Source organism: Avibacterium sp. 21-594 (genome assembly GCF_026226815.1).
Classification (GTDB): Bacteria; Pseudomonadota; Gammaproteobacteria; order Enterobacterales; family Pasteurellaceae; genus Avibacterium; species Avibacterium avium.
This window is the reverse complement of the sequence record NZ_JAKKOC010000001.1, coordinates 717,303-738,055: the sequence shown is the minus strand read 5'-3', so window position 1 is coordinate 738,055 and position 20,753 is coordinate 717,303. Positions and strand designations below refer to the sequence as shown.

The window sequence follows — 20,753 nt, the reverse complement described above, 5'->3', positions numbered from 1 at the left end:
TCAAGGAAAAATAATGAAAAAACTCACCGCACTTTTGGGGATCGATCATTTGCCCCAAGAAGTTGAGCTGACCGAAATGACGTTAGACAGCCGCTCTGCAAAGACTGGCTGTCTTTTCGTTGCTATAAAAGGGCATCAAACGGACGGCAGAAACTACATTCCGCAAGCTATTGCTAATGGCGCAAGTGCGGTGCTTTTTGAAGCAGATTTTGCGCAGCAACACTTAACCGTCAAAATGGAACAAGGCATTCCGCTTATTGCCTATTATGAATTACCGCAACATTTATCGCGTCTTGCAGGGCAGTTTTATAATAATCCTTCAGCCCATTTAACCCTCGTTGGCGTAACAGGAACGAACGGCAAAACCACGGTGGCTCAGCTTGTGGCGCAGTGGGCGAACTTGCTTGGACATAAAAGTGCAGTAATGGGAACCATTGGCAATGGCTTGCTTGGGCAAATTAAGGAAGCGGCAAATACCACAGGTTCAGCCATTGAAATTCAATCCACCCTTGCGGAATTTATACAAGCTGGCGCAGATTTTGCCGCGATAGAAGTGTCCTCACACGGCTTGGTGCAACATCGTGTGGAAGCCTTAAAATTTGCCGTGGCGATCTTTACTAATTTAAGCCGTGATCATTTGGATTATCATCACACAATGGAAAACTATGCGGCGGCAAAATTCCGTTTATTTAACGAATTGGATTGTCAGCACAAAGTGATCAACGCCGATGATCCTGTGGGCGCACAATGGTTACAGCAATTACCCAATGCCATTGCAGTGAGTTGTAAAGCAGATTATCAACCAAGCCATAAACAATGGCTCAAAGCAGAGCAAATTCAATTCCACAATCAAGGTGCGATTATTCATTTTTCCTCCAGTTGGGGTGAGGGCAAATTACATAGCCCATTGATTGGCGCATTTAATGTCAGCAATTTATTATTTGCTTTCGCCAGTCTGCTTGCCTTGGGTTATTCATTAGACGAACTTTGCCAAAGTGCGGGGCAATTACAAGGTGTTTGTGGGCGAATGGAACGTTTGAATGCGGCAAATCAAGCCACTGCGATTGTGGATTATGCACACACGCCAGATGCCTTAGAAAAAGCGTTGCAAGCGGCACGTTTGCATTGTGAAGGCGCGCTTTATTGCGTGTTTGGTTGCGGTGGTGATCGGGATACAGGGAAGCGTCCGCAAATGGCACGCATTGCAGAGAAGTTTGCCGATTTTGTGATTGTTACGGACGACAATCCACGCACGGAAGATGCTGAAAAAATTATGCAAGACATTCGAGCTGGATTTGTGGATTTAAGCAAGGTGCAGATTATTCATCAGCGTGATCAAGCAATTCAACAAGCGCTCAAAATGGCACAACCGCAAGATGTGGTGCTGATTGCTGGCAAAGGCCACGAAGATTACCAAATTATTGGCACAACGAAATTGCCGTTTTCCGATCAAGCGACAGTAAAACAATATTTTAGTGAAACAAAATGATTAAACTAACCACTCAACAATTGGCTGATATTCTCAATGGCACGCTTTATGGTGATGGGCGTGTCGCGATTGAAAATATCAGCACGGATACTCGTCAAGCCAATCCGCAAGGGCTATTTTTTGCCTTAAAAGGTGAGCGTTTTGATGGTCATCAATATTTAGCCAATGCCGTGGAACAAGGCGCATTGGCTGTGATCGTAGATCATCAATGTGAAATAGATGTGCCACAAATTGTCGTGGCGGACACTCGCCTTGCTTTAGGGCAGCTAGGTAAATGGCTAAAAGCACAAATTAACCCTTTAACAGTGGCGATCACGGGATCATCAGGCAAAACCACGGTGAAAGAAATGACTGCCGCCATTTTGCAACAAAGTGCGGGAGATTTTTCCCAAGTTTTATTTACCAACGGTAATTTCAATAATGATATTGGCGTGCCATTAACCTTATTGCGTCTTACCCTGCAGCATAAATTTGCGGTGATTGAATTGGGCGCCAATCATCTAGGTGAAATTGCGTACACCACGGAATTAGTGCGTCCTAACGTGGCGATAGTGAATAATGTGGCCGCCGCCCATTTGGAAGGTTTTGGTAGTCTTGCAGGCGTGGCACAAGCCAAAGGCGAAATCTATCAAGGGCTTGTGCAACAAGGCATCGCCTTGATTAATTTAGATTGTAATTATCTGGCGGATTGGCAAAAGAATATTGGCGATCACCAAGTGCGGTCGTTTTCTTTAACAAATTCACAAGCGGATTTTTATGCCACGGATATTCAGCTCAATGGGCAAGGATCGCAATTTACCTTACACAGCCCACAGGGCGAGATTGCCATTCAGCTGCCTTATTTAGGCGAGCATAACATCAGCAATGCGTTGGCAGCTGCGGCGTTAGCGATGAATGTGGGCGCAAGCCTTTCTGATGTGCAACAGGGCTTGGCAAAAGGCGCAAAAGTGAAAGGGCGTTTATTCCCGATTCAGCCTTGTGAAAATTTATTGTTACTTGATGATACTTATAACGCCAATGTAGATTCCTTGCAGTCGGCGATTCAAGTGTTACAAAAATATCCCGCTTTTCGCATTTTAATAGTTGGCGATATGGCAGAATTAGGCGAAAATAGTCAGCTTTGCCATCAGCAAGTGGCGGACGCGGCGAAAGTGGCACAATTAGATTTTGTGGCAAGTTTTGGTCAGGAAAGTGCGGTGATTTCAGCTCAAAGTGGTGGAACACATTTTACTGAACAAGCCGTCTTGGCGGATTTTATTACTCGCTTAATTAAAGAAAAATTAGCACAAAATCAATCCGTTGTGGTGTTAGCCAAAGGCTCTCGCCGAATGCAATTAGAAAATGTAATTGAATTATTAAAGGATAATTTCCAATGTTAGTTTGGCTCGCGGAATATCTCCAGCAATATCAAAGTGGCTTTAATGTCATCTCTTATATTACCGTGCGTGCGATCTTGGCATTATTGACCGCACTGTTAATCTCATTATGGATCGGCCCTAAGGTGATCCGCCGTTTACAAATTCTTAAATTTGGCCAAGAAGTGCGTAATGATGGGCCAGAAAGCCATTTAAGCAAAAAAGGCACGCCAACGATGGGCGGAATTATGATTTTATTCGCCATTACCGTTAGCACCTTACTTTGGGCGAATTTAGCCAATCCTTATGTTTGGTTTAGCTTATTTGTGTTGCTCGGTTATGGCGCAGTGGGCTTTGTGGACGATTACCGCAAAATCACCCGCAAAAACACGGACGGCTTAATTGCACGCTGGAAATATTTTTGGCTATCAGCCATTGCGCTCGTTGCGGTATTTGGTATGTATGCCGTTGGGAAAGACACCGATGCCACGCGCCTTGTCGTACCATTCTTTAAAGAAGTGATGCCGCAGCTTGGCTTGTTCTATATCGTGTTGGCCTATTTTGTGATTGTGGGGACAAGTAACGCGGTGAATTTAACAGACGGTTTAGACGGCCTTGCCATTATGCCAACCGTCTTTGTAGCAGGGGCATTTGCTTTGATTGCGTGGGCAACAGGTAACGTAGAATGGTCAAATTATTTGTATATTCCGCATATTAAATACACTTCTGAACTGGTGGTGTTCTGTACCGCCATTGTCGGTGCGGGATTAGGTTTCCTTTGGTTTAATACTTACCCTGCGCAAGTGTTTATGGGCGATGTGGGATCGCTTGCACTGGGCGGCGCATTAGGTGTGGTGGCCGTGCTAGTTCGCCAAGAATTTTTATTAGTGATTATGGGCGGTGTGTTTGTAATGGAAACCCTGTCTGTAATTTTGCAAGTTGGTTCTTACAAACTGCGTAAACAGCGTATTTTCCGTATGGCACCTATTCACCATCATTTTGAATTAAAAGGCTGGCCTGAACCGCGCGTGATTATTCGCTTTTGGATTATTTCCTTAATGCTTGTATTACTTGGCTTGGTTACTTTGAAGTTACGTTAAAAAGGTTAAGAGCAAACAATGAATCAATATCAAGATAAAAATATCTGTGTGGTGGGCTTGGGCAAAACAGGATTGTCTTGCGTGGACTATTTACTTGCGCAACAAGCCAAGGTGCGCGTGATGGATACCCGCCAATCGCCAGCGGGTGTGGAACAATTACCTTCAAATGTGCCAGTGCATACGGGCGGCTTAAACCCACAATGGTTGCTGGAAAGCGATATGATTGTAATCAGCCCGGGGCTTGCAGTAAAAACACCAGAAATTTACACCGCACTTCAAGCAGGCGTTGAAGTGGTGGGCGATATTGAATTGTTCTGCCGTGCTGCCGATAAACCGATTATTGCCATTACGGGCTCAAACGGCAAAAGCACGGTAACCACCTTAGTAGCAGAAATGGCGAAAGCAGCCGGATTAACGGTGGGAATGGGCGGAAATATCGGCATTCCTGCCCTTTCTTTGCTGGAACAACATCACGATATTTATGTGCTAGAGCTGTCGAGCTTTCAACTGGAAACCACTTACAGCTTAAAAGCCATTGCCGCGACCGTATTAAATGTGAGCGAAGATCATATGAATCGTTATGTGGATTTAGAAGATTATCGCCAAGCCAAATTAAAAATTTATCATCATTGCCAAACCGCGGTGATTAATGCAGAAGATCCGTTAACCCAACAAGACGGCACAGAGCGAGCGAAGCAGCAAGTGAGCTTTGGCGAAACGAACGCTGATTATTGGCTAAAAAGCGAAAACGGTAAGCAATATTTAATGGCTTATGAAGAAATGATTTTACCTTGCGATGAAATAAAATTGACAGGTCGCCATAATTATATGAATGCACTGGCAGCTATTGCTCTTGCACAAAGTGCGGGGATAAATTTGCAAGGAATTTGCACCGCCCTTCGTGAATTTACAGGGCTAGAACACCGTTTTCAATTAGCCCATTTTACTCAAGGCGTGCGTTGGATTAACGATTCCAAAGCCACTAATGTGGGTAGCACCGTGGCGGCGCTCACCGGCTTACAAGTGTCGGGTAAACTTTATTTGCTACTTGGCGGTGATGGCAAAGGCGCTGATTTTTCTGAACTTGCTGTGTTGATTAATCAACCGCATATTGAATGTTATTGTTTTGGGCAAGATGGTGAAAAATTGGCGAAGCTTTCGGATCAAAGCCATTTGTTTGACACAATGGAACAAGCAATTGAAGCCTTTCGTCCGCACCTCAAGGCTGGCGATATGGTATTGCTTTCTCCAGCTTGTGCGAGCCTTGATCAATTCGCCTCATTTGAAAAGCGCGGCGAAGAATTTACCCGCTTAGCCAAATTAAGTTAGGAAAAGGGATAATGGAATTTACTGATAAATTAAAAAGTTACACCCAGATTACGACAGATAATTTGCTTTATGATCGTGCTTTATGGTGGCTATTTATCACGCTTTTATTAGTGGGAATGATTGCGGTATCTTCTGCGTCAATTCCAGTGGGTGATCGCTTATTTCAGGATTCGTTCCATTTTGCTAAACGTGATGCGGTTTATGTAGTGCTTTCTATTTCTGCGTGCTACTGCGTGTTAAATATCCCAATGGAATTTTGGGAGAAAAAATATGGTTACATCTTTTGGTTAGCCATCTTTTTGTTGGTTTTAGTGTTAATCCCTGGGATTGGGGCAAAAATTAACGGAGCAAGACGTTGGATTCCACTCGTGCTGTTTAACTTTCAGCCTGCAGAATTTGCCAAGCTAGCGCTCATTTGTTTTTTATCGAGCTATTTTACGCGCCGTTATGATGAAGTGCGTAGCCGCAAACTGAGTGCGTTCAAACCAATGCTTGTGATGGCGCTGTTTGGTGGCTTACTCATCGCTCAGCCCGATTTAGGAAGTACCATTGTATTATTCGTGATTACCTTTGGGTTATTGTGGATTGTGGGAGCAAATTTCTGGCAATTCTTTACCTTAGTTTGTGCAGGCGTGCTATTGTTGCTTTGGCTAGCCTTTGCATCGGCTTACCGTTTAAAACGAATGACAGGCTTTTGGGAGCCTTTCAAAGATCCTTATGGTAGCGGTTTCCAGCTTACAAACTCTTTAATGGCCTTTGGACGAGGTGAAATTACAGGCGAAGGGCTGGGTAATTCGATCCAAAAATTAGAATATCTGCCTGAAGCGCACACAGACTTTGTTATGGCGGTTGTAGGCGAAGAATTTGGTTTAATCGGTATTCTTTTTGTCATCACTTTACTCAGCTTGCTAGTTTTCCGTGCGTTAAAAATTGGCAAGGAATCATTATTGCTAGAACAGCGTTTTAAAGGCTTTTTTGCCTTTGGAATTGGTTTTTGGATTTGTTTCCAAGGCGTGGTGAATTTGGGAATGGCCTTGGGGATTTTACCGACCAAAGGTTTAACGTTCCCATTAGTCAGTTATGGTGGCTCGAGCTTAATTATTATGTCGGTGAGCATCGGCGTACTGCTGCGTATTGATCACGAAAATCGCTTAATGCGTAGTGGACAAGCACGTTTAAGAGATAATTAAAAGGACACATTGTGGCACAACAAAAAAAACGTTTATTGGTGATGGCAGGTGGAACAGGCGGACACGTTTTCCCTGCGATTGCCGTTGCGCAATATTTACAGCAACAGGGTTGGGAAATCTGTTGGCTTGGCACGCAAGATCGTATGGAAGCACAATTGGTGCCAAAACACGGTATCCCGATTAAATTTATCCAAATTTCGGGCTTGCGTGGCAAAGGCATAAAAGCGTTGCTTGCTGCACCATTTAAAATTGTACGAGCGATTTTCCAAGCGAAAAAAATTATTCAAGAATATCAGCCTAGTGCCGTACTTGGTATGGGCGGTTATGTTTCAGGGCCGGGTGGTGTGGCGGCAAAATTATGCGGTGTACCCATTGTGTTACACGAACAAAATGCCGTGGCAGGACTAACAAATTCTTGGTTGGCCAAAATTGCAACCCGAGTGTTGCAAGCATTTCCTAACACCTTTCCAAATACGGAAGTGGTGGGCAACCCTGTGCGTCAATCCTTGTTTGAAATGCCAAGCCCTGCACAGCGTTTTGCTGAGCGTTCAGGCAAATTAAGAGTGCTTGTGGTGGGTGGCAGCCAAGGCGCGCGCGTGTTAAATCTCACTTTGCCTAAAGTGGTGGAAGCCTTAGGGGATAAATTGACCGTTCGTCATCAAGTGGGGGCAAATATGTCGGAAAAAATCACCGCACTTTATCCGCAAGGCGCTGATGTACAAGTAACAGATTTTATTGATGATATGGCAGAAGCCTATGGCTGGGCGGATATTGTGATTTGTCGTTCAGGCGCATTAACGGTGTGCGAACTTGCTGCCGTAGGGACGCCCGCAATTTTCGTACCATTCCAACATAAAGACAGACAACAATATCTGAATGCGAAATATTTAGCGGACGTGGGCGCAGCTAAGATTATCGAACAAAAAGATCTCACGCCAGAAGCCCTAATTGAGATGTTGAACCAATTTGATCGCAGCCAATTATTAACAATGGCGGAAAAAGCCAAGGCAATGGCAACACCAAAATCTGCTCAGCAAGTAGCAGAAGTGATTATTAATGTGGCGAAATAAAAGAATAACAAGAGGCAGAGCAATGAAAGAATTTCAAAAACGAGTAAGACAAACCGTACCAGAAATGCGTCGTGTGAAACAAATTCATTTTGTCGGCATTGGTGGTGCGGGAATGGGCGGTATCGCCGAAGTCTTGTTGAATGAAGGTTACCAAGTAACAGGATCGGATATTGCGGAAAATGCAGTAACGCAACGCTTAAGTGCGTTAGGGGCAAAAATTTATTTTTCTCATCAAGCAGCCAATGTTGATGGTGCGAGTGTGGTGGTGGTATCCAGCGCCATTAAAGACGATAACGTAGAAGTGGTGGAAGCGCACAATAACCGTATTCCTGTGATTCAACGTGCGCAAATGTTAGCGGAAATTATGCGTTTCCGCCACGGCATTGCCATTGCGGGGACACACGGTAAAACCACAACAACCGCAATGATCTCAATGATTTATGCGCAAGCAGGGCTTGATCCGACTTTCGTAAATGGCGGATTGGTGAAATCAGCTGGCACAAATGCCCATTTAGGCGCAAGCCGTTATTTAATCGCCGAAGCGGATGAAAGCGATGCGTCTTTTTTACACTTACAGCCAATGGTTTCGGTGGTGACCAATATTGAGCCTGATCATATGGAAACCTATCATGGTGATTTTGAAGAAATGAAACAAACCTATGTGAATTTCTTACATAATTTGCCGTTTTATGGCTTAGCGGTAATGTGTGCAGATGATCCTGTGCTACTTGAGTTGATTCCAAAAGTTGGACGTCAAGTGATCACTTATGGCTTTAGCGAAAATGCCGATTATCGCATTGAAGATTATCAGCAAACAGGCTTCCAAGGGCATTACACCGTTGTTACCCCACAAGGTGAACGCGTCAATGTATTGCTTAATGTACCGGGTAAGCATAATGCGTTAAATGCAACCGCAGCCTTTGCTGTGGCGAAAGAAGAAGGCATTGGCAATGAGGCTATTTTAGCTGCCTTAGCGGATTTTCAAGGCGCAGGACGCCGCTTTGATCAGCTTGGTCAGTTTATTCGTCCTAACGGAAAAGTGATGTTAGTGGACGATTATGGGCATCACCCAACAGAAGTGGGTGTAACCATTGAAGCAGCGAAAAAAGGCTGGGAAAACAAACGAATTGTGATGATTTTCCAACCGCACCGTTATTCGCGTACCCGTGATTTGTTTGATGATTTTGTGCAAGTGTTATCCCAAGTTGATGTGCTATTAATGCTTGATGTGTATGCCGCAGGTGAAGCACCAATCGCAGGCGCGGATAGCCGTTCGTTATGCCGTTCTATTCGTAATTTAGGCAAAGTTGATCCGATTTTTGTGGCGGAACAAGAAAGTCTTGCGGAAATTTTGGATCAGGTTATTCAAGACGGTGATTTAATTTTGGCGCAAGGCGCTGGCAATGTAAGTAAACTATCCCGTCAATTAGCAGATAAGTGGACAGAAAATTAATTGGAAGCAGTATGAAAAAAACATTAAAACAAGAAAAAATTGCCGTGTTACTTGGCGGAACTTCTGCTGAGCGTGAGGTTTCACTTAATTCAGGCGAAGCCGTGCTTAATGCGTTAAAAAGCCTTGGCTATGACGCTCACCCCATTGATCCGAAAACCTTTCCTGTGGCGGAATTAAAGCAACAGGGCTTTGATCGTGTTTTCAATATTTTGCACGGACGTGGTGGGGAAGACGGCACAATGCAAGGCTTGCTTGAGCAAATTGGTATTCCTTACACAGGCTGTGGCGTAATGGCATCTGCCTTAACAATGGATAAAATGCGGACTAAAATGTTGTGGAAAGCTTTCGGCTTGCCAGTAGCGAATATGGAAGTGGTTACTAAAGACAGCTTTGCTGAATTTGATCCGCAAGCGGTTGTAGAAAAATTAGGCTTACCATTAATGGTAAAACCTTCTTTAGAAGGCTCTAGTGTGGGCTTGAAAAAAGTAAAACAGCTTGATGAATTAAAAAGTGCGGTGCAATTTGCTTTAGGTTTTGATGATACTATTTTGATTGAAGAATGGCTTGCAGGTGATGAATTTACTGTGCCTGTTTTAGATAATGAAGTATTGCCAGCGATCAAAATCGTGCCTGAAGGTGAGTTTTATGATTATGAAGCGAAATACGTTTCCGACAACACGCAATATTTTTGTCCAGCAGGTTTAACTGATGAACGCGAGCAAGAATTGCGTCAATTAGTGAAGCGTGCTTATGATGCAGTAGGTTGCCGTGGTTGGAGCCGTATTGATGTAATGATGGACGGTGAAGGACAATTCCGCTTAGTGGAGGTGAACACTAACCCAGGAATGACCAGCCATAGTTTATTCCCGAAATCAGCGGCAACCGTGGGCTATTCTTTCGAACAGCTTGTAGAGAAAATTTTGGAGCTTAGTGTTTAATGAGTTTATGGCATAAAGCAACGCAGAATGTCAGAAGTGGGGGACAAAAATCACGCATTTTTGTGCCTGTAAAATTGCTTGTTGTGTTACTATGCTTAGGGCTATTCTTTTATGCTTACTCAAATTGGCAAAACTGGTTAGAGAAACTTGATGATCGCCCGATTAGTGGCTTTAATTTAGTGGGATCGCCAACCTTTACCACAGATTCTGATGTGCGTGAAGTTATCGCGACAATGGACGATTTAAAAGGGTTTTGGGGACAAGATGTTAATTTGGTGCGTGAACAAATCCAAACAATGCCTTGGGTTAAGCAAGCAATTGTAAGAAAAATTTGGCCTGATCGGCTCAGTATTTTATTGAGTGAATATACCCCAGTTGCAATTTGGAACGACAATGAATTTGTTTCACCTGAAGGGGTTGTATTTAAGTTGCCAATGGATAAATTAGCAGATAAAAATTTACCGCAGTTAGCAGGCCCTGACTACGCCAGTTTAGCTGTTCTTGAAGCGTGGAAGAAAATTTATAGCGAATTAAAAGCGAAAAATTTAATCTTAAAATCATTGCGCATTGATGATCGCGAAGCGTGGCAGTTAGAGCTTGAAAATGGCGTGATTTTGAAATTGGGACGAGGCGAATGGAAATCAAAACTTGATCGTTTTGTTACCATTTATCCAGAAATTGAAGTTCCAGAAAATAAACGATTAGCTTATGTGGATTTACGATATAACGTAGGTGCTGCTGTGGGATTAGTAGATAAAGAATAAATCAGCAGTGTGAATTTTAACCTGATAACAAAGACGTGAGAAAATGGCAAAAATTGTGGAATCAAAAACTGTTGTGGGCTTAGAAATTGGCACTTCTAAGGTAGTTGCCGTAGTTGGCGAAGTCTTGCCTGATGGCGTAGTGAATGTGCTAGGTGTAGGGAGTAGTCCATCAAAAGGCATTGATAAGGGAAGTATTACCGATTTAAATGCGGTAATTACGTCTATTCAACGCGCTGTTGAAGCAGCGGAATCTGTGGCAGATTGTCAGATCATCAGTGTAACCTTAGCCATTACGGGCGATCACATTCAAAGTTTGAATGAAAGTGGTTTTGTACCTATTGCAGAAGGCGAAGTAACCCAAGAAGAAATTGATTCTGCTATGCACACAGCAAGCTCAGTGAAAATGGGCGAGGGCTTGTCTTTATTGCATATTATTCCGCAAGAATATGCGGTTGATAAGCAAATGAATATTAAAGATCCGCTCGGTTTACAAGGTGTACGCTTAAAAGCACAAGCGCACTTAATTGCTTGTCATCAAGATTGGTTAAACAATTTGAAAAAAGCAGTAGAGCGTTGCAAATTAAAAGTGGAAAAAATTGTTTATTCTGGCGTTGCATCAGGTTATTCCGTATTAACGGAAGATGAAAAAGATCTCGGCGTATGCTTAATTGATTTTGGCGCTGGCACAATGGATATTGTGGTTTATACCAATGGGGCATTGCGTTTCAGTAAAGTGATTCCTTATGCAGGAAACCGCGTTACTGATGATATTGCTTATGCTTGCGAAACGTCCAGAGCGGAAGCTGAACGCATTAAAGTAAATTATGGCAGTGCATATAATCCACCATCTAGCCACCCCGATAAACGTATTGAGGTAGCAGGTATTGGTGGACGCGCTCCTCGCGTGTTGAGTAAAGAGCAATTATCTATTGTTACTTCTGCGCGTTATGACGAGCTACTTGGTTTAGTCAATCGTGAACTAAATCAACTTAAATATGAATTAGAAAGCAGACAAATGAAATTTGAGCTAATCGCAGGTGTAGTTATTACAGGCGGTGGCGCGCAAATGGAAGATCTAAAACAATGTGCAGAAAGAGTGTTTGGTACACAAGTGCGTATTGGTAGTCCGCTAAATATTACAGGTCTAACAGATTATGTTAGCAAGCCACAATATTCTACCGTAGTTGGCTTATTGCAATATAACCATAATGATGAAGATGAAAGTCCACTGAGCGATCAATATGGTTCAGAAGAAAGCTTTTTCTCTACGGTTTGGTCTGGCTTTAAAAAATTCGTCAATAAAGTGAAGTCAGAATTTTAATACTCAAAAGGAAACCAAAATGAATGATATTTTATTAATCAGTGTTCTTGGTGTGGGCAGTTATGGCGCAAAAGCAATGAATATGATTATGGATAAAATGCAAAAAAATGATCAAGATGATACTTTTATTACCAATAAAAATAGTAATGAATTTGTATTTTATGCCATTGATACAGACTCTCAAACTTTAACCAACAGCAAGGTGCAGGATTCATTATTATTAAGCGATGCGCTTGATCAGGAATCATTCGCAGATCAAAAGCTAGAAGAAAAATTGCAGCAAATGGTTGGTGATAGCGATTTAGTCATTTTGGTTGCTGGAATGGGCGGGCAAACTGCATCAACATTGACGCCAGCCATTGCAGATAGACTAAAAGCGATCAATATTCCAACAACCGCGGTGGTGTTTAAACCCTTTGGTTTTGAGGGGGAAAAATCTGAGCAAAATGCCGAAATTGGCATTAGTAAATTAGCTAAATTAGTCACCACGCTTAAAGTATTAGAAAATAATGATGTAACGGCTAAAGCACAAAATCAATCAGAACAGCAAATTTTTGCCCAAGTAGATTCAGAAGTGGCTGATTTTGTATTAAGTTTTAGCGAAAAACATTTTGTTGCTTAAAAATAAAAGTGCGGTGAAAAAATTACGATTTTTTTATTCTTTTTTCGTAATTTTTTGGAAATTTTCTCAATAAAGTGCGGTCTAAATTTTGAGAATTTCTATTTTTCATCTACAATAAGAGCAATTTAGGTTTTAATTTTGTGCTAAGAGCAATAAGCACGGACGGAGAATGAGTATGTTTGAACCAGTGGAGTATGATGTTAGTGATGTTGGCGGAGCCACGATAAAGGTTATTGGCGTTGGTGGTGCAGGTGGAAATGCAATTAATTATATGATTGAGAATATGATTAATTATAATGGCGAAGCGAATAATGCTCCATTTGGCGATAATATCTTAAATTTCCCAGAAGTAGATGATGGGACCTATGGCCGAGTTATTTTTTATGCTGTAAATACGGACGCAAAAGATTTGCGTCAAAGTAAAGCTCAACATACTATTCAAATCGGCGAAAATATCACAAAAGGATTAGGAGCTGGTGCTAATCCTAATATTGGCCGTCAAGCAGCAGAAGAAGATCAAGATGCTATTCGTTCAATGCTTGAAGGTGCTGATATGGTCTTTATTGCTGCAGGTATGGGGGGCGGCACAGGAACAGGTGCATCTCCAGTAATTGCTCAAATTGCAAAAGAATTGGGGATTTTGACTGTTGCAGTAGTAACTAAACCTTTTGCTTTTGAAAGAGGTAGAAGAATTCAATTTGCTGAAATTGGAATCAATGAATTATCTAAACACGTTGATTCTTTAATCGTTATTCCTAATGAAAACTTAGTTCGTGTGTGTGGTAAAAATATCACTTTACAATCAGCTTTTGCTGCGGCAAATGATGTATTACGTAATGCGGTAATGGGAATTTCTGATATGATCACCAGCCCTGGACTAATCGCAGTGGATTTTGCAGATGTTAAAACTGTTATGTTAGGAATGGGAAGAGCGATGATGGGATCAGGCGTTGCTGAAGGTGAAGCAGGTAGTGGGCGAGCTGAAAAAGCTGCTCAAGAAGCAATTGCAAGTCCATTGCTAGAAGATGTTGATCTGTCTGGTGCGAAAGGTATTATTGTGAATGTTACCTCTGGATTTGATTTAACTTTAGATGAATTTACCATTATCGGTAATACAGTAGGAAGCTTTGCTGATGATGAAGCTACAGTAGTTATCGGTACAGCTTTAATGCCAGAGATGACGAATGAAATTAGAGTAACTGTTGTTGCTACAGGATTAGGTAGTAATCATAGTTCTCAAAATATGCGATTTGCGCCTAAAATGCCACCGTTAGAAGAGTCTTCTTATGGTAAATCAGAGACTCAGGGAAATATCAAACAAGATAAACCCCTACAATCTGGAGCAAATGTTTATAAGCCATCTGAACAAAGTCAAACTCAGCCAGATCGCCCAACAAATTTAGGTAACAGAAATATTAATATTTTTGATACACCGAGCTTTATGCGTAATAAAGAGCAAGATAATAAGCAATAAATCTTATTGTTATGCAATAGATTTAGGATAGATTATGATTAAACAAAGAACCTTAAAACAGAGTATTAAAGTAACAGGTGTGGGGCTACATAGTGGAAACAAAGTAACCCTAACTTTACGTCCAGCAATGGCAAATACTGGGGTGATTTACTGCCGTACGGATTTAAACCCACCAGTAACGTTTCCAGCTAATGCGAATGCGGTGCGTGATACAATGCTTTGTACTTGTTTGATAAATGAAGAAGGCATTCGTATTTCAACGGTAGAGCATTTGAATGCTGCCTTAGCAGGCTTAGGCATTGATAATGTAATTATTGAAGTGGACGCGCCAGAAATTCCAATTATGGACGGTAGCGCAAGCCCATTCATTTATCTTTTATTAGATGCAGGCATTGAAGAACAAAATGCGGCGAAAAAATTTATTCGCGTGAAAAAGCCAATTCGTGTGGAAGACGGTGATAAATGGGCAGAATTTAAACCTTACAACGGTTTCCGTTTAGATTTCACCATTGATTTCAATCACCCTGCGATTGGTAAAGATGTACGTAATTATGTAATGGATTTCTCCGCGCAAGCGTTCGTGCAACAAATTAGCCGTGCAAGAACCTTTGGTTTTATGAAAGACATTGAATATTTGCAATCACAAGGCTTAGCATTAGGTGGTAGCCTAGATAACGCTATTGTGCTTGACGATTATCGCATCTTAAATGAAGATGGTCTTCGCTTTAAAGATGAGCTAGTACGCCACAAAATGCTTGATGCTATTGGTGATTTATATATGTGTGGTTATAACATCATCGGTGATTTCAAAGCCTATAAATCAGGACACGGCTTAAATAACAAATTATTAAGAGCCTTGCTTGAAGATCAAGAAGCGTGGGAATTTGTTACCTTTGAAGATAAACAAACTGTACCACAAGGCTATTTATCGCCAGCTCAAGTATTTATTTAATTGAATGATTATTTATATAACAAAGGGTTAATTCTGTTGAATTAACCCTTTTTCTTTATGTGATTATTGTGATTGCTTGGCATAACAAAATGGAGATAGATTAGGCAGGTTGATAGCCAACATCTTCTAAAGTGGGATTTTCTGCGCCTTGTTTAGCTAATTCATCGCAAATTTCATTTTCACGATGTCCGCTATGTCCTTTCACCCATTGCCAATTTATTTGATGTGGCTGAATGGCTTGATCTAAGGCGAACCATAGATCTTGGTTTTTTACTGCTTTACCAGTACTGGACTTCCAATTATTTTTTTTCCAATTAAAAATCCATTTTGTTATCCCATTTTTCATATATTGGCTATCACTATGTAAGGTAATGGCGCAAGGTTCTTTTAAGGTTTGTAGGGCTTCAATTACCGCGCGTAGTTCCATTCGGTTATTGGTTGTTTCAAAATAGCCTTTAGAAATTTGTTTTTCGTGCGCTTTATAACGCAATAGAATACCAATACCGCCTTTTCCAGGGTTACCTAAGCAAGAACCATCAGTAAAAATTTCAATTTGTTTTAACATTGTTTATGAGAATTTTAGCTATAAATTTTCTTCAATTAAGGCGATAATACCGCAAAATGATTTAAAGAGATAGGATTGTATGACAGATTCAGTAATTCCACAGCGTCAAATAGTGCTAGATACCGAAACAACAGGAATGAACCAGTTAGGAAAGCATTATCTCGGACACGGCATCATTGAAATTGGTGCGGTAGAAATGGTTAATCGCAAATACACAGGGCGTAAACTGCATTTATATATTAAGCCAGATCGTGAAGTAGATCCCGAAGCGATTAAGGTTCACGGTATCACCGATGAAATGTTAAAAGATAAGCCTAGTTTCCCTGAAATTGCACAAGAATTTATTGATTTTATCAAAGGGGCAGAGTTACTCATTCATAATGCGCCGTTTGATGTGGGCTTTATGGATTATGAATTTGAAAAGCATAATATTCCCGTAAAAACGAGTGATATTTGTGTAGTAACCGATACCTTGCAAATGGCTCGCCAAATGTATCCAGGGAAACGCAATAGCTTAGACGCACTTTGTGATCGTTTGCATATTGATAATAGTAAACGAACCTTGCACGGCGCATTGCTAGATGCGGAAATTTTAGGGGACGTTTATTTGGCAATGACTGGCGGACAAACCAGTTTATTTGAGGAAAGTGATGCAGAGCCAGTTTCAAATGAGCAAGAGATCGAAATTGAAGTACAAAGTGCGGTGAATTTTTCCCAAGATTTTGTTGTGCTTGCTGCTGATGAAGAAGAATTAACGGCGCATTTGGAATACCTCAAGCTCATTAATAAAAAAAGTAAAGAAAATTGTTTATGGATTAAACGAACTGAAAATGATGTTATTCATTAACGATTGTTAATTAACCAGTTGAGCATTTGCCGATAAAAATTGCTTGACCCAATTGTCATTCAAGATTATTATTCACCCCGTTAAAGCGGAGTGGTAGTTCAGCTGGTTAGAATACCTGCCTGTCACGCAGGGGGTCGCGGGTTCGAGTCCCGTCCATTCCGCCAATTCCTAGATTCGGAGCGGTAGTTCAGCTGGTTAGAATACCTGCCTGTCACGCAGGGGGTCGCGGGTTCGAGTCCCGTCCGTTCCGCCAATCTAATTTCACTTCTTAAATCTCAAAATATCATTTTTCTCTTATCTTTTTATTTATAGCTTGTTTTGTACAGCTTAAAATAATGTGTTTTAAGTTCATTCGCTATTTAATCTATTGCAAGTTTATTTCTGAATATTTCTATCTGTAAACGTAAAAGAAGAAAGATTAGGGCTAGCCTAGCTAAGAAACGCTATTAAGAAAAGAATATTAAGAAAAAAGCCAGCTATTAAGCTGGCTTCTAGAATATGGCGGAGGAAAAGAGATTCGAACTCTTGGAGGGCGTAAACCCTCGCCGGTTTTCAAGACCGGTGCCTTCAACCACTCGACCATTCCTCCGTAAGTGCGGTGAATAATAAAGGCTTGAAGGAAATACGTCAAGTAATAATTTTTTAGATCATTAAATTCGTATTTCCTTTTTTCCTAGTCCAATAATAATTTAGATTTTAAATACAGCAAAGATTGTTAATAGAGAAAATAAACAAGCTAAGCCGTAAAAAATCACACCTGCTGCAGGAATATGTACTTTAAAGTCGTGCAATCCTAGGTGTACACGGTGAATACCGCACCAAGCAGGGAAAATAAGTAGGGCAAGGATAATTAGCTTACCAATCCAAGTGCTAGCAAAGGCAATGATGTTATCTGGAGAGATAAGATCAAAAGGAAGTAAGAAACCAAAAATTAGCACAAGAACAGGGAAGAATACGGCACTGATTGCACCGCCCGCACCAAATAATAACCATACAACAGGTTCATTTGAACGTTTTGGATTTTGTTTATTCATATTCTTATTTCCTATACGAGAATTAAGGTAATAATGCTAACGAAAGCGGTGATCCCCCAGAATACACGAGAGATCAATTTGGCATCTAGGCGTTCATTTTTCACAATAATATTGGCCATTTGTGGTGCCATATTAAAGAACGTGTAGCTATTTAATAGCACTGCACCAAGAGTGATGATGTTTAAAATCACCACGATTGGGTTTTGCAAGAAATGAACAAAATTTGTGGCGAATGTGCCATTGCCTAGGCAAATTAAGCCGTAAAATAGCTCTAAACAAAACCATAGGGTTGGAACGGCTGTGCTTTCACGCAATACATAGAATTTGTAAAAATCTAACTTTTTCCACCAAGTAGGTTTCACTTCACGCACATATTTTTTGCGTTTGCTTGCGGTTACTGTTGTCATTTTACTTCTCCTTTAGTTTTGCGGTTTTAACATTGCAAAAACGTAGTCTTTCGCACTTTCGATTTTGCCTTGGTTCACTGCGGAGGCTGGATTAACGTGTTTTGGACACACTTCAGAACAGTAACCCACGAATGTACAGCTCCACACCCCATTATCACCGTTAAGAATTTTCATTCGTTCAGCTTTACCGTGATCACGATTATCAAGGTTATAGCGATGCGCCAATGTAATTGCAGCAGGGCCGACAAATTCTGGATTTAAGCCGAATTGTGGGCAAGCGGCATAGCATAAACCACAGTTAATACACATTGAGAATTGACGATATTTCTCTAATTGTGCTGGTGTTTGCTTAGTACGGCTTTTCGCTAATTCCGCTGATGGGTGCGGTTTGCCATCTAATGGCGGCGCTTCATTACCGATAATATAAGGTTTAATGCTTTCTAAACTTTCGATAAAGTGGCTGAGATCCACCACTAAATCACGTTCAATTGGGAAGTTAGCTAATGGTTCAATACGCATATGACCGCTGTAATCACGTAAGAAGGTTTTACAAGCGAGTTTAGGCTTATCGTTCACCATCATTCCGCACGAACCACAAATTGCCATACGACAAGACCAGCGGTAAGACAATTCAGGCTCAAGTTTATCTTTAATATAACCAAGTGCATCTAACAATGAGGTTTGGCTATCATAAGGCACTTGGTAAGTTCTTAAATAAGGTTCTTTATCCACTTCAGGGTTATAACGCAGAACCTCAATATTCATCATTGCTTGATTAGCCATTTGTTTGCTCCTTAGCTTTCGCTGCCGCTTCTTGCGCTTCAGCTTCCGCACCATAAACACGTTTTGCAGGTTGAGATTTTGTGATTTTCACTGGGCTGTATTCAATGCGTGGCATACCATCTTCATTGTAGAAAGCCAAAGTGTGTTTTAAGTAATTCACATCATCACGTTCTGTGTAGTCTAAACGTTGGTGAGCACCACGAGATTCTTTACGCTCAATGGCTGAATTCGCGATAGATTGCGCTACATCTAAAATGTAACCCAATTCTACGGTATAAAGCACATTGGTGTTGAACACGCTTGAGCGATCAGCAATGCGAATGCGTTTATAACGTTCTTTTAGTTCAGCAATTTTATCAACGGTTTGTTGCATACTTTCTTGTGTACGATAAATACCACAACCTTCTTCCATTGAATCGCCCATTTCATCACGAATTTGCGACCAAGATTCCGTACCTTCTTGATTGTAGAGATCTTCCAAACGTTGAACTACGTCTTTCGCTTGTGCATCTACCGCTGTTTGGTTGGCAGGTGCCGCTTCAGTAGCTCGTTTTGCTGCATATTCACCAGCAACACGGCCTAACACCACTAGTTCAGCAAGTGAGTTAGAACCTAAACGGTTCGCACCGTGCAAGCCTGATGAAGCACATTCACCTACAGCAAATAAACCTTTAATACGGGTTTCGCTGTTGAAGTCCACTTCAATACCACCCATTGTGTAATGCACAACAGGGCGCACAGGAATTGGTGCTTTGGCAGGATCAACACCCTCATAAGCGTTAGCCAGTTCACAAATAAATGGTAAACGTTCGTGCAAATATTTTTCACCTAAATGACGTAAGTCAAGGTGAACCACGTCCACGCCTTTAGCGGTTTTTAAGGTGTTGCCTTTGCGCCATTCTTGCCAGAATGCTTGCGACACTTTATCACGCGGGCCTAATTCCATATATTTATTTTCAGGTTTACCGATTGGCGTTTCAGGGCCTAGACCATAATCTTGTAAATAGCGGTAGCCGTCTTTATTGACTAAAATACCACCTTCACCACGACAACCCTCTGTCATCAAAATCCCAGTATTTGGTAAACCAGTAGGGTGATATTGTACGAATTCCATATCACGCAATGGCACACCGTGGCGATAGGCCATTGATAAACCATCACCGGTTACAATACCGCCGTTTGTATTGAAACGGAATGCACGACAACCACCACCGGTTGCGATAATCACCGCATTGGCATTGATTTGCACCAATGTGCCTTCCATCATATTCATTGCCACCATACCACGGGCGTGGCCGTCATCAACAAGAATATCTAACACGAAATGCTCATCAAAGCGTTGAATTTGCGGGAATTGCATTGAAGTTTGGAAAAGGGTATGTAACAAATGGAAGCCTGTTTTATCGGCGGCGAACCAAGTACGTTCAATTTTCATACCACCGAAACGGCGCACATTCACATCACCGTCTTGTTTACGGCTCCAAGGGCAGCCCCAGCGTTCTAATTGCGTCATCTCAACAGGGGAATGTTCTACAAAGTATTCCACCACGTCTTGCTCACATAACCAATCGCCCCCAGCTACGGTATCGTGGAAATGTTTATCATAAGAGTCTTCTTCCTTGATTACTGCAGCGGCGCCTCCTTCTGCAGCCACAGTATGGCTACGCATAGGGTAAACTTTTGAAACTAAGGCAATTTTAAGATTTGGATTTGCCTGTGCTGCTGCAATTGCCGCTCGTAAACCACCGCCACCAGCGCCAACAATTGCAATATCGACATTAACAGTTTGCACGATTTCCTCCAATATAAAGTAGATGAAATGTCTAAGGAAAATTTCAAATCGTTTGAAATTTGTTAGGGTGAGTTTATTTTGCCACGCTTTTATAAAATAAATCAGACTTTTTCATCAAAAAACGGGAGCAAAGTTTCAAAGTGTGATCTAACTCAAAAAAGTTAGATAGAATTCACCTGCTTAATGAGAATTTTTCTCTTTTAGAATGAAGACATTGCATAAAAATAACTCATCTTGTTGAAATATTTCATGTAAAATAACCGCACTT

The 20,753-nt window shown here is 41.4% G+C and carries 19 protein-coding genes and 3 tRNA genes; 16 read left to right on the top strand and 6 right to left on the bottom strand.

Annotated features, from left to right (window positions below; genetic code table 11):
- The first annotated feature begins 13 nt into the window (after positions 1 to 13).
- From murE to lpxC, 13 genes are all read left to right on the top strand, one after another.
- The gene (gene murE, locus L5B76_RS03425; RefSeq protein ID WP_265754224.1) at positions 14 to 1,489 is read left to right on the top strand and encodes a UDP-N-acetylmuramoyl-L-alanyl-D-glutamate--2,6-diaminopimelate ligase; all 1,476 of its coding nucleotides are present in this window, start codon (positions 14 to 16) and stop codon (positions 1,487 to 1,489) included.
- Positions 1,486 to 2,868 (top strand): UDP-N-acetylmuramoyl-tripeptide--D-alanyl-D-alanine ligase, encoded by a 1,383-nt coding sequence (gene murF / locus L5B76_RS03420; protein ID WP_265754223.1) that lies wholly within the window; start codon positions 1,486 to 1,488, stop codon positions 2,866 to 2,868. Before murE ends, murF begins: the two co-directional genes overlap by 4 nt.
- Positions 2,862 to 3,944 (top strand): phospho-N-acetylmuramoyl-pentapeptide-transferase, encoded by a 1,083-nt coding sequence (gene mraY / locus L5B76_RS03415; RefSeq protein ID WP_115250030.1) that lies wholly within the window; start codon positions 2,862 to 2,864, stop codon positions 3,942 to 3,944. The genes murF and mraY overlap by 7 nt, the downstream gene beginning before the upstream one ends.
- Before the next feature lie 18 nt (positions 3,945 to 3,962).
- Entirely contained in the window at positions 3,963 to 5,273 is a 1,311-nt protein-coding gene (gene murD / locus L5B76_RS03410; RefSeq protein ID WP_265754222.1) for a UDP-N-acetylmuramoyl-L-alanine--D-glutamate ligase, read from the top strand.
- An 11-nt stretch (positions 5,274 to 5,284) separates the two neighbouring features.
- Positions 5,285 to 6,463: a putative lipid II flippase FtsW gene (gene ftsW, locus L5B76_RS03405; protein ID WP_115250027.1), complete on the top strand. Its 1,179-nt coding sequence runs from the start codon at positions 5,285 to 5,287 to the stop codon at positions 6,461 to 6,463.
- Positions 6,464 to 6,474: 11 nt separating this feature from the next.
- Positions 6,475 to 7,533 carry an undecaprenyldiphospho-muramoylpentapeptide beta-N-acetylglucosaminyltransferase gene (murG, locus tag L5B76_RS03400; RefSeq protein WP_265754221.1) on the top strand — a complete coding sequence of 353 codons (1,059 nt, stop codon included), beginning with the start codon at positions 6,475 to 6,477 and terminating at the stop codon, positions 7,531 to 7,533.
- A 22-nt stretch (positions 7,534 to 7,555) separates the two neighbouring features.
- On the top strand, positions 7,556 to 8,986 hold the full coding sequence (gene murC / locus L5B76_RS03395) for a UDP-N-acetylmuramate--L-alanine ligase (protein WP_103854057.1): 1,431 nt from the start codon (positions 7,556 to 7,558) through the stop codon (positions 8,984 to 8,986).
- 11 nt (positions 8,987 to 8,997) lie between these two features.
- Positions 8,998 to 9,924, top strand: coding sequence for a D-alanine--D-alanine ligase (locus tag L5B76_RS03390; RefSeq protein ID WP_265754220.1), 927 nt, complete (start codon positions 8,998 to 9,000; stop codon positions 9,922 to 9,924).
- A complete protein-coding gene (locus tag L5B76_RS03385) occupies positions 9,924 to 10,688 on the top strand; it encodes a cell division protein FtsQ/DivIB (RefSeq protein WP_265754219.1) in 765 nt (254 codons plus the stop codon). Before L5B76_RS03390 ends, L5B76_RS03385 begins: the two co-directional genes overlap by 1 nt.
- A gap of 43 nt (positions 10,689 to 10,731) precedes the next feature.
- Positions 10,732 to 12,009, top strand: a complete 1,278-nt coding sequence (ftsA, locus tag L5B76_RS03380; protein ID WP_115250022.1) for a cell division protein FtsA — start codon at positions 10,732 to 10,734, stop codon at positions 12,007 to 12,009.
- 19 nt (positions 12,010 to 12,028) lie between these two features.
- Positions 12,029 to 12,631, top strand: a complete 603-nt coding sequence (locus L5B76_RS03375) for a hypothetical protein (RefSeq protein WP_265754218.1) — start codon at positions 12,029 to 12,031, stop codon at positions 12,629 to 12,631.
- Positions 12,632 to 12,806: 175 nt separating this feature from the next.
- Positions 12,807 to 14,105 (top strand): cell division protein FtsZ, encoded by a 1,299-nt coding sequence (ftsZ, locus tag L5B76_RS03370; protein WP_115250020.1) that lies wholly within the window; start codon positions 12,807 to 12,809, stop codon positions 14,103 to 14,105.
- Positions 14,106 to 14,139: 34 nt separating this feature from the next.
- Positions 14,140 to 15,057 (top strand): UDP-3-O-acyl-N-acetylglucosamine deacetylase, encoded by a 918-nt coding sequence (gene lpxC / locus L5B76_RS03365; protein ID WP_115250019.1) that lies wholly within the window; start codon positions 14,140 to 14,142, stop codon positions 15,055 to 15,057.
- 100 nt (positions 15,058 to 15,157) lie between these two features.
- On the opposite strand, the gene rnhA is transcribed toward lpxC, so the two are convergent.
- The gene (gene rnhA, locus L5B76_RS03360) at positions 15,158 to 15,622 is read right to left on the bottom strand and encodes a ribonuclease HI (protein ID WP_194751009.1); all 465 of its coding nucleotides are present in this window, start codon (positions 15,620 to 15,622) and stop codon (positions 15,158 to 15,160) included.
- 79 nt (positions 15,623 to 15,701) lie between these two features.
- On the opposite strand from rnhA, the gene dnaQ reads away from it, so the two are divergent.
- The 3 genes from dnaQ to L5B76_RS03345 all read left to right on the top strand — a co-directional run bounded on the left by dnaQ (position 15,702) and on the right by L5B76_RS03345 (position 16,722).
- Positions 15,702 to 16,469: a DNA polymerase III subunit epsilon gene (gene dnaQ, locus L5B76_RS03355; protein ID WP_115250017.1), complete on the top strand. Its 768-nt coding sequence runs from the start codon at positions 15,702 to 15,704 to the stop codon at positions 16,467 to 16,469.
- A gap of 87 nt (positions 16,470 to 16,556) precedes the next feature.
- A tRNA-Asp gene (locus L5B76_RS03350) sits at positions 16,557 to 16,633 on the top strand.
- A 12-nt stretch (positions 16,634 to 16,645) separates the two neighbouring features.
- Positions 16,646 to 16,722 (top strand) — tRNA-Asp (locus tag L5B76_RS03345).
- Between the two features lie 246 nt (positions 16,723 to 16,968).
- On the opposite strand, the gene L5B76_RS03340 is transcribed toward L5B76_RS03345, so the two are convergent.
- The 5 genes from L5B76_RS03340 to frdA form a co-directional block, all read right to left on the bottom strand.
- Positions 16,969 to 17,058 (bottom strand) — tRNA-Ser (locus tag L5B76_RS03340).
- A gap of 100 nt (positions 17,059 to 17,158) precedes the next feature.
- Complete coding sequence (frdD, locus tag L5B76_RS03335) at positions 17,159 to 17,503, bottom strand: fumarate reductase subunit FrdD (protein WP_115250016.1); 345 nt, start codon at positions 17,501 to 17,503, stop codon at positions 17,159 to 17,161.
- 11 nt (positions 17,504 to 17,514) lie between these two features.
- Positions 17,515 to 17,910 carry a fumarate reductase subunit FrdC gene (gene frdC, locus L5B76_RS03330; protein ID WP_103855772.1) on the bottom strand — a complete coding sequence of 132 codons (396 nt, stop codon included), beginning with the start codon at positions 17,908 to 17,910 and terminating at the stop codon, positions 17,515 to 17,517.
- A gap of 12 nt (positions 17,911 to 17,922) precedes the next feature.
- The gene (locus L5B76_RS03325; RefSeq protein ID WP_103853250.1) at positions 17,923 to 18,693 is read right to left on the bottom strand and encodes a succinate dehydrogenase/fumarate reductase iron-sulfur subunit; all 771 of its coding nucleotides are present in this window, start codon (positions 18,691 to 18,693) and stop codon (positions 17,923 to 17,925) included.
- Complete coding sequence (gene frdA, locus L5B76_RS03320) at positions 18,686 to 20,485, bottom strand: fumarate reductase (quinol) flavoprotein subunit (protein ID WP_265754216.1); 1,800 nt, start codon at positions 20,483 to 20,485, stop codon at positions 18,686 to 18,688. Before frdA ends, L5B76_RS03325 begins: the two co-directional genes overlap by 8 nt.
- Between the last annotated feature and the right edge of the window lie 268 nt (positions 20,486 to 20,753).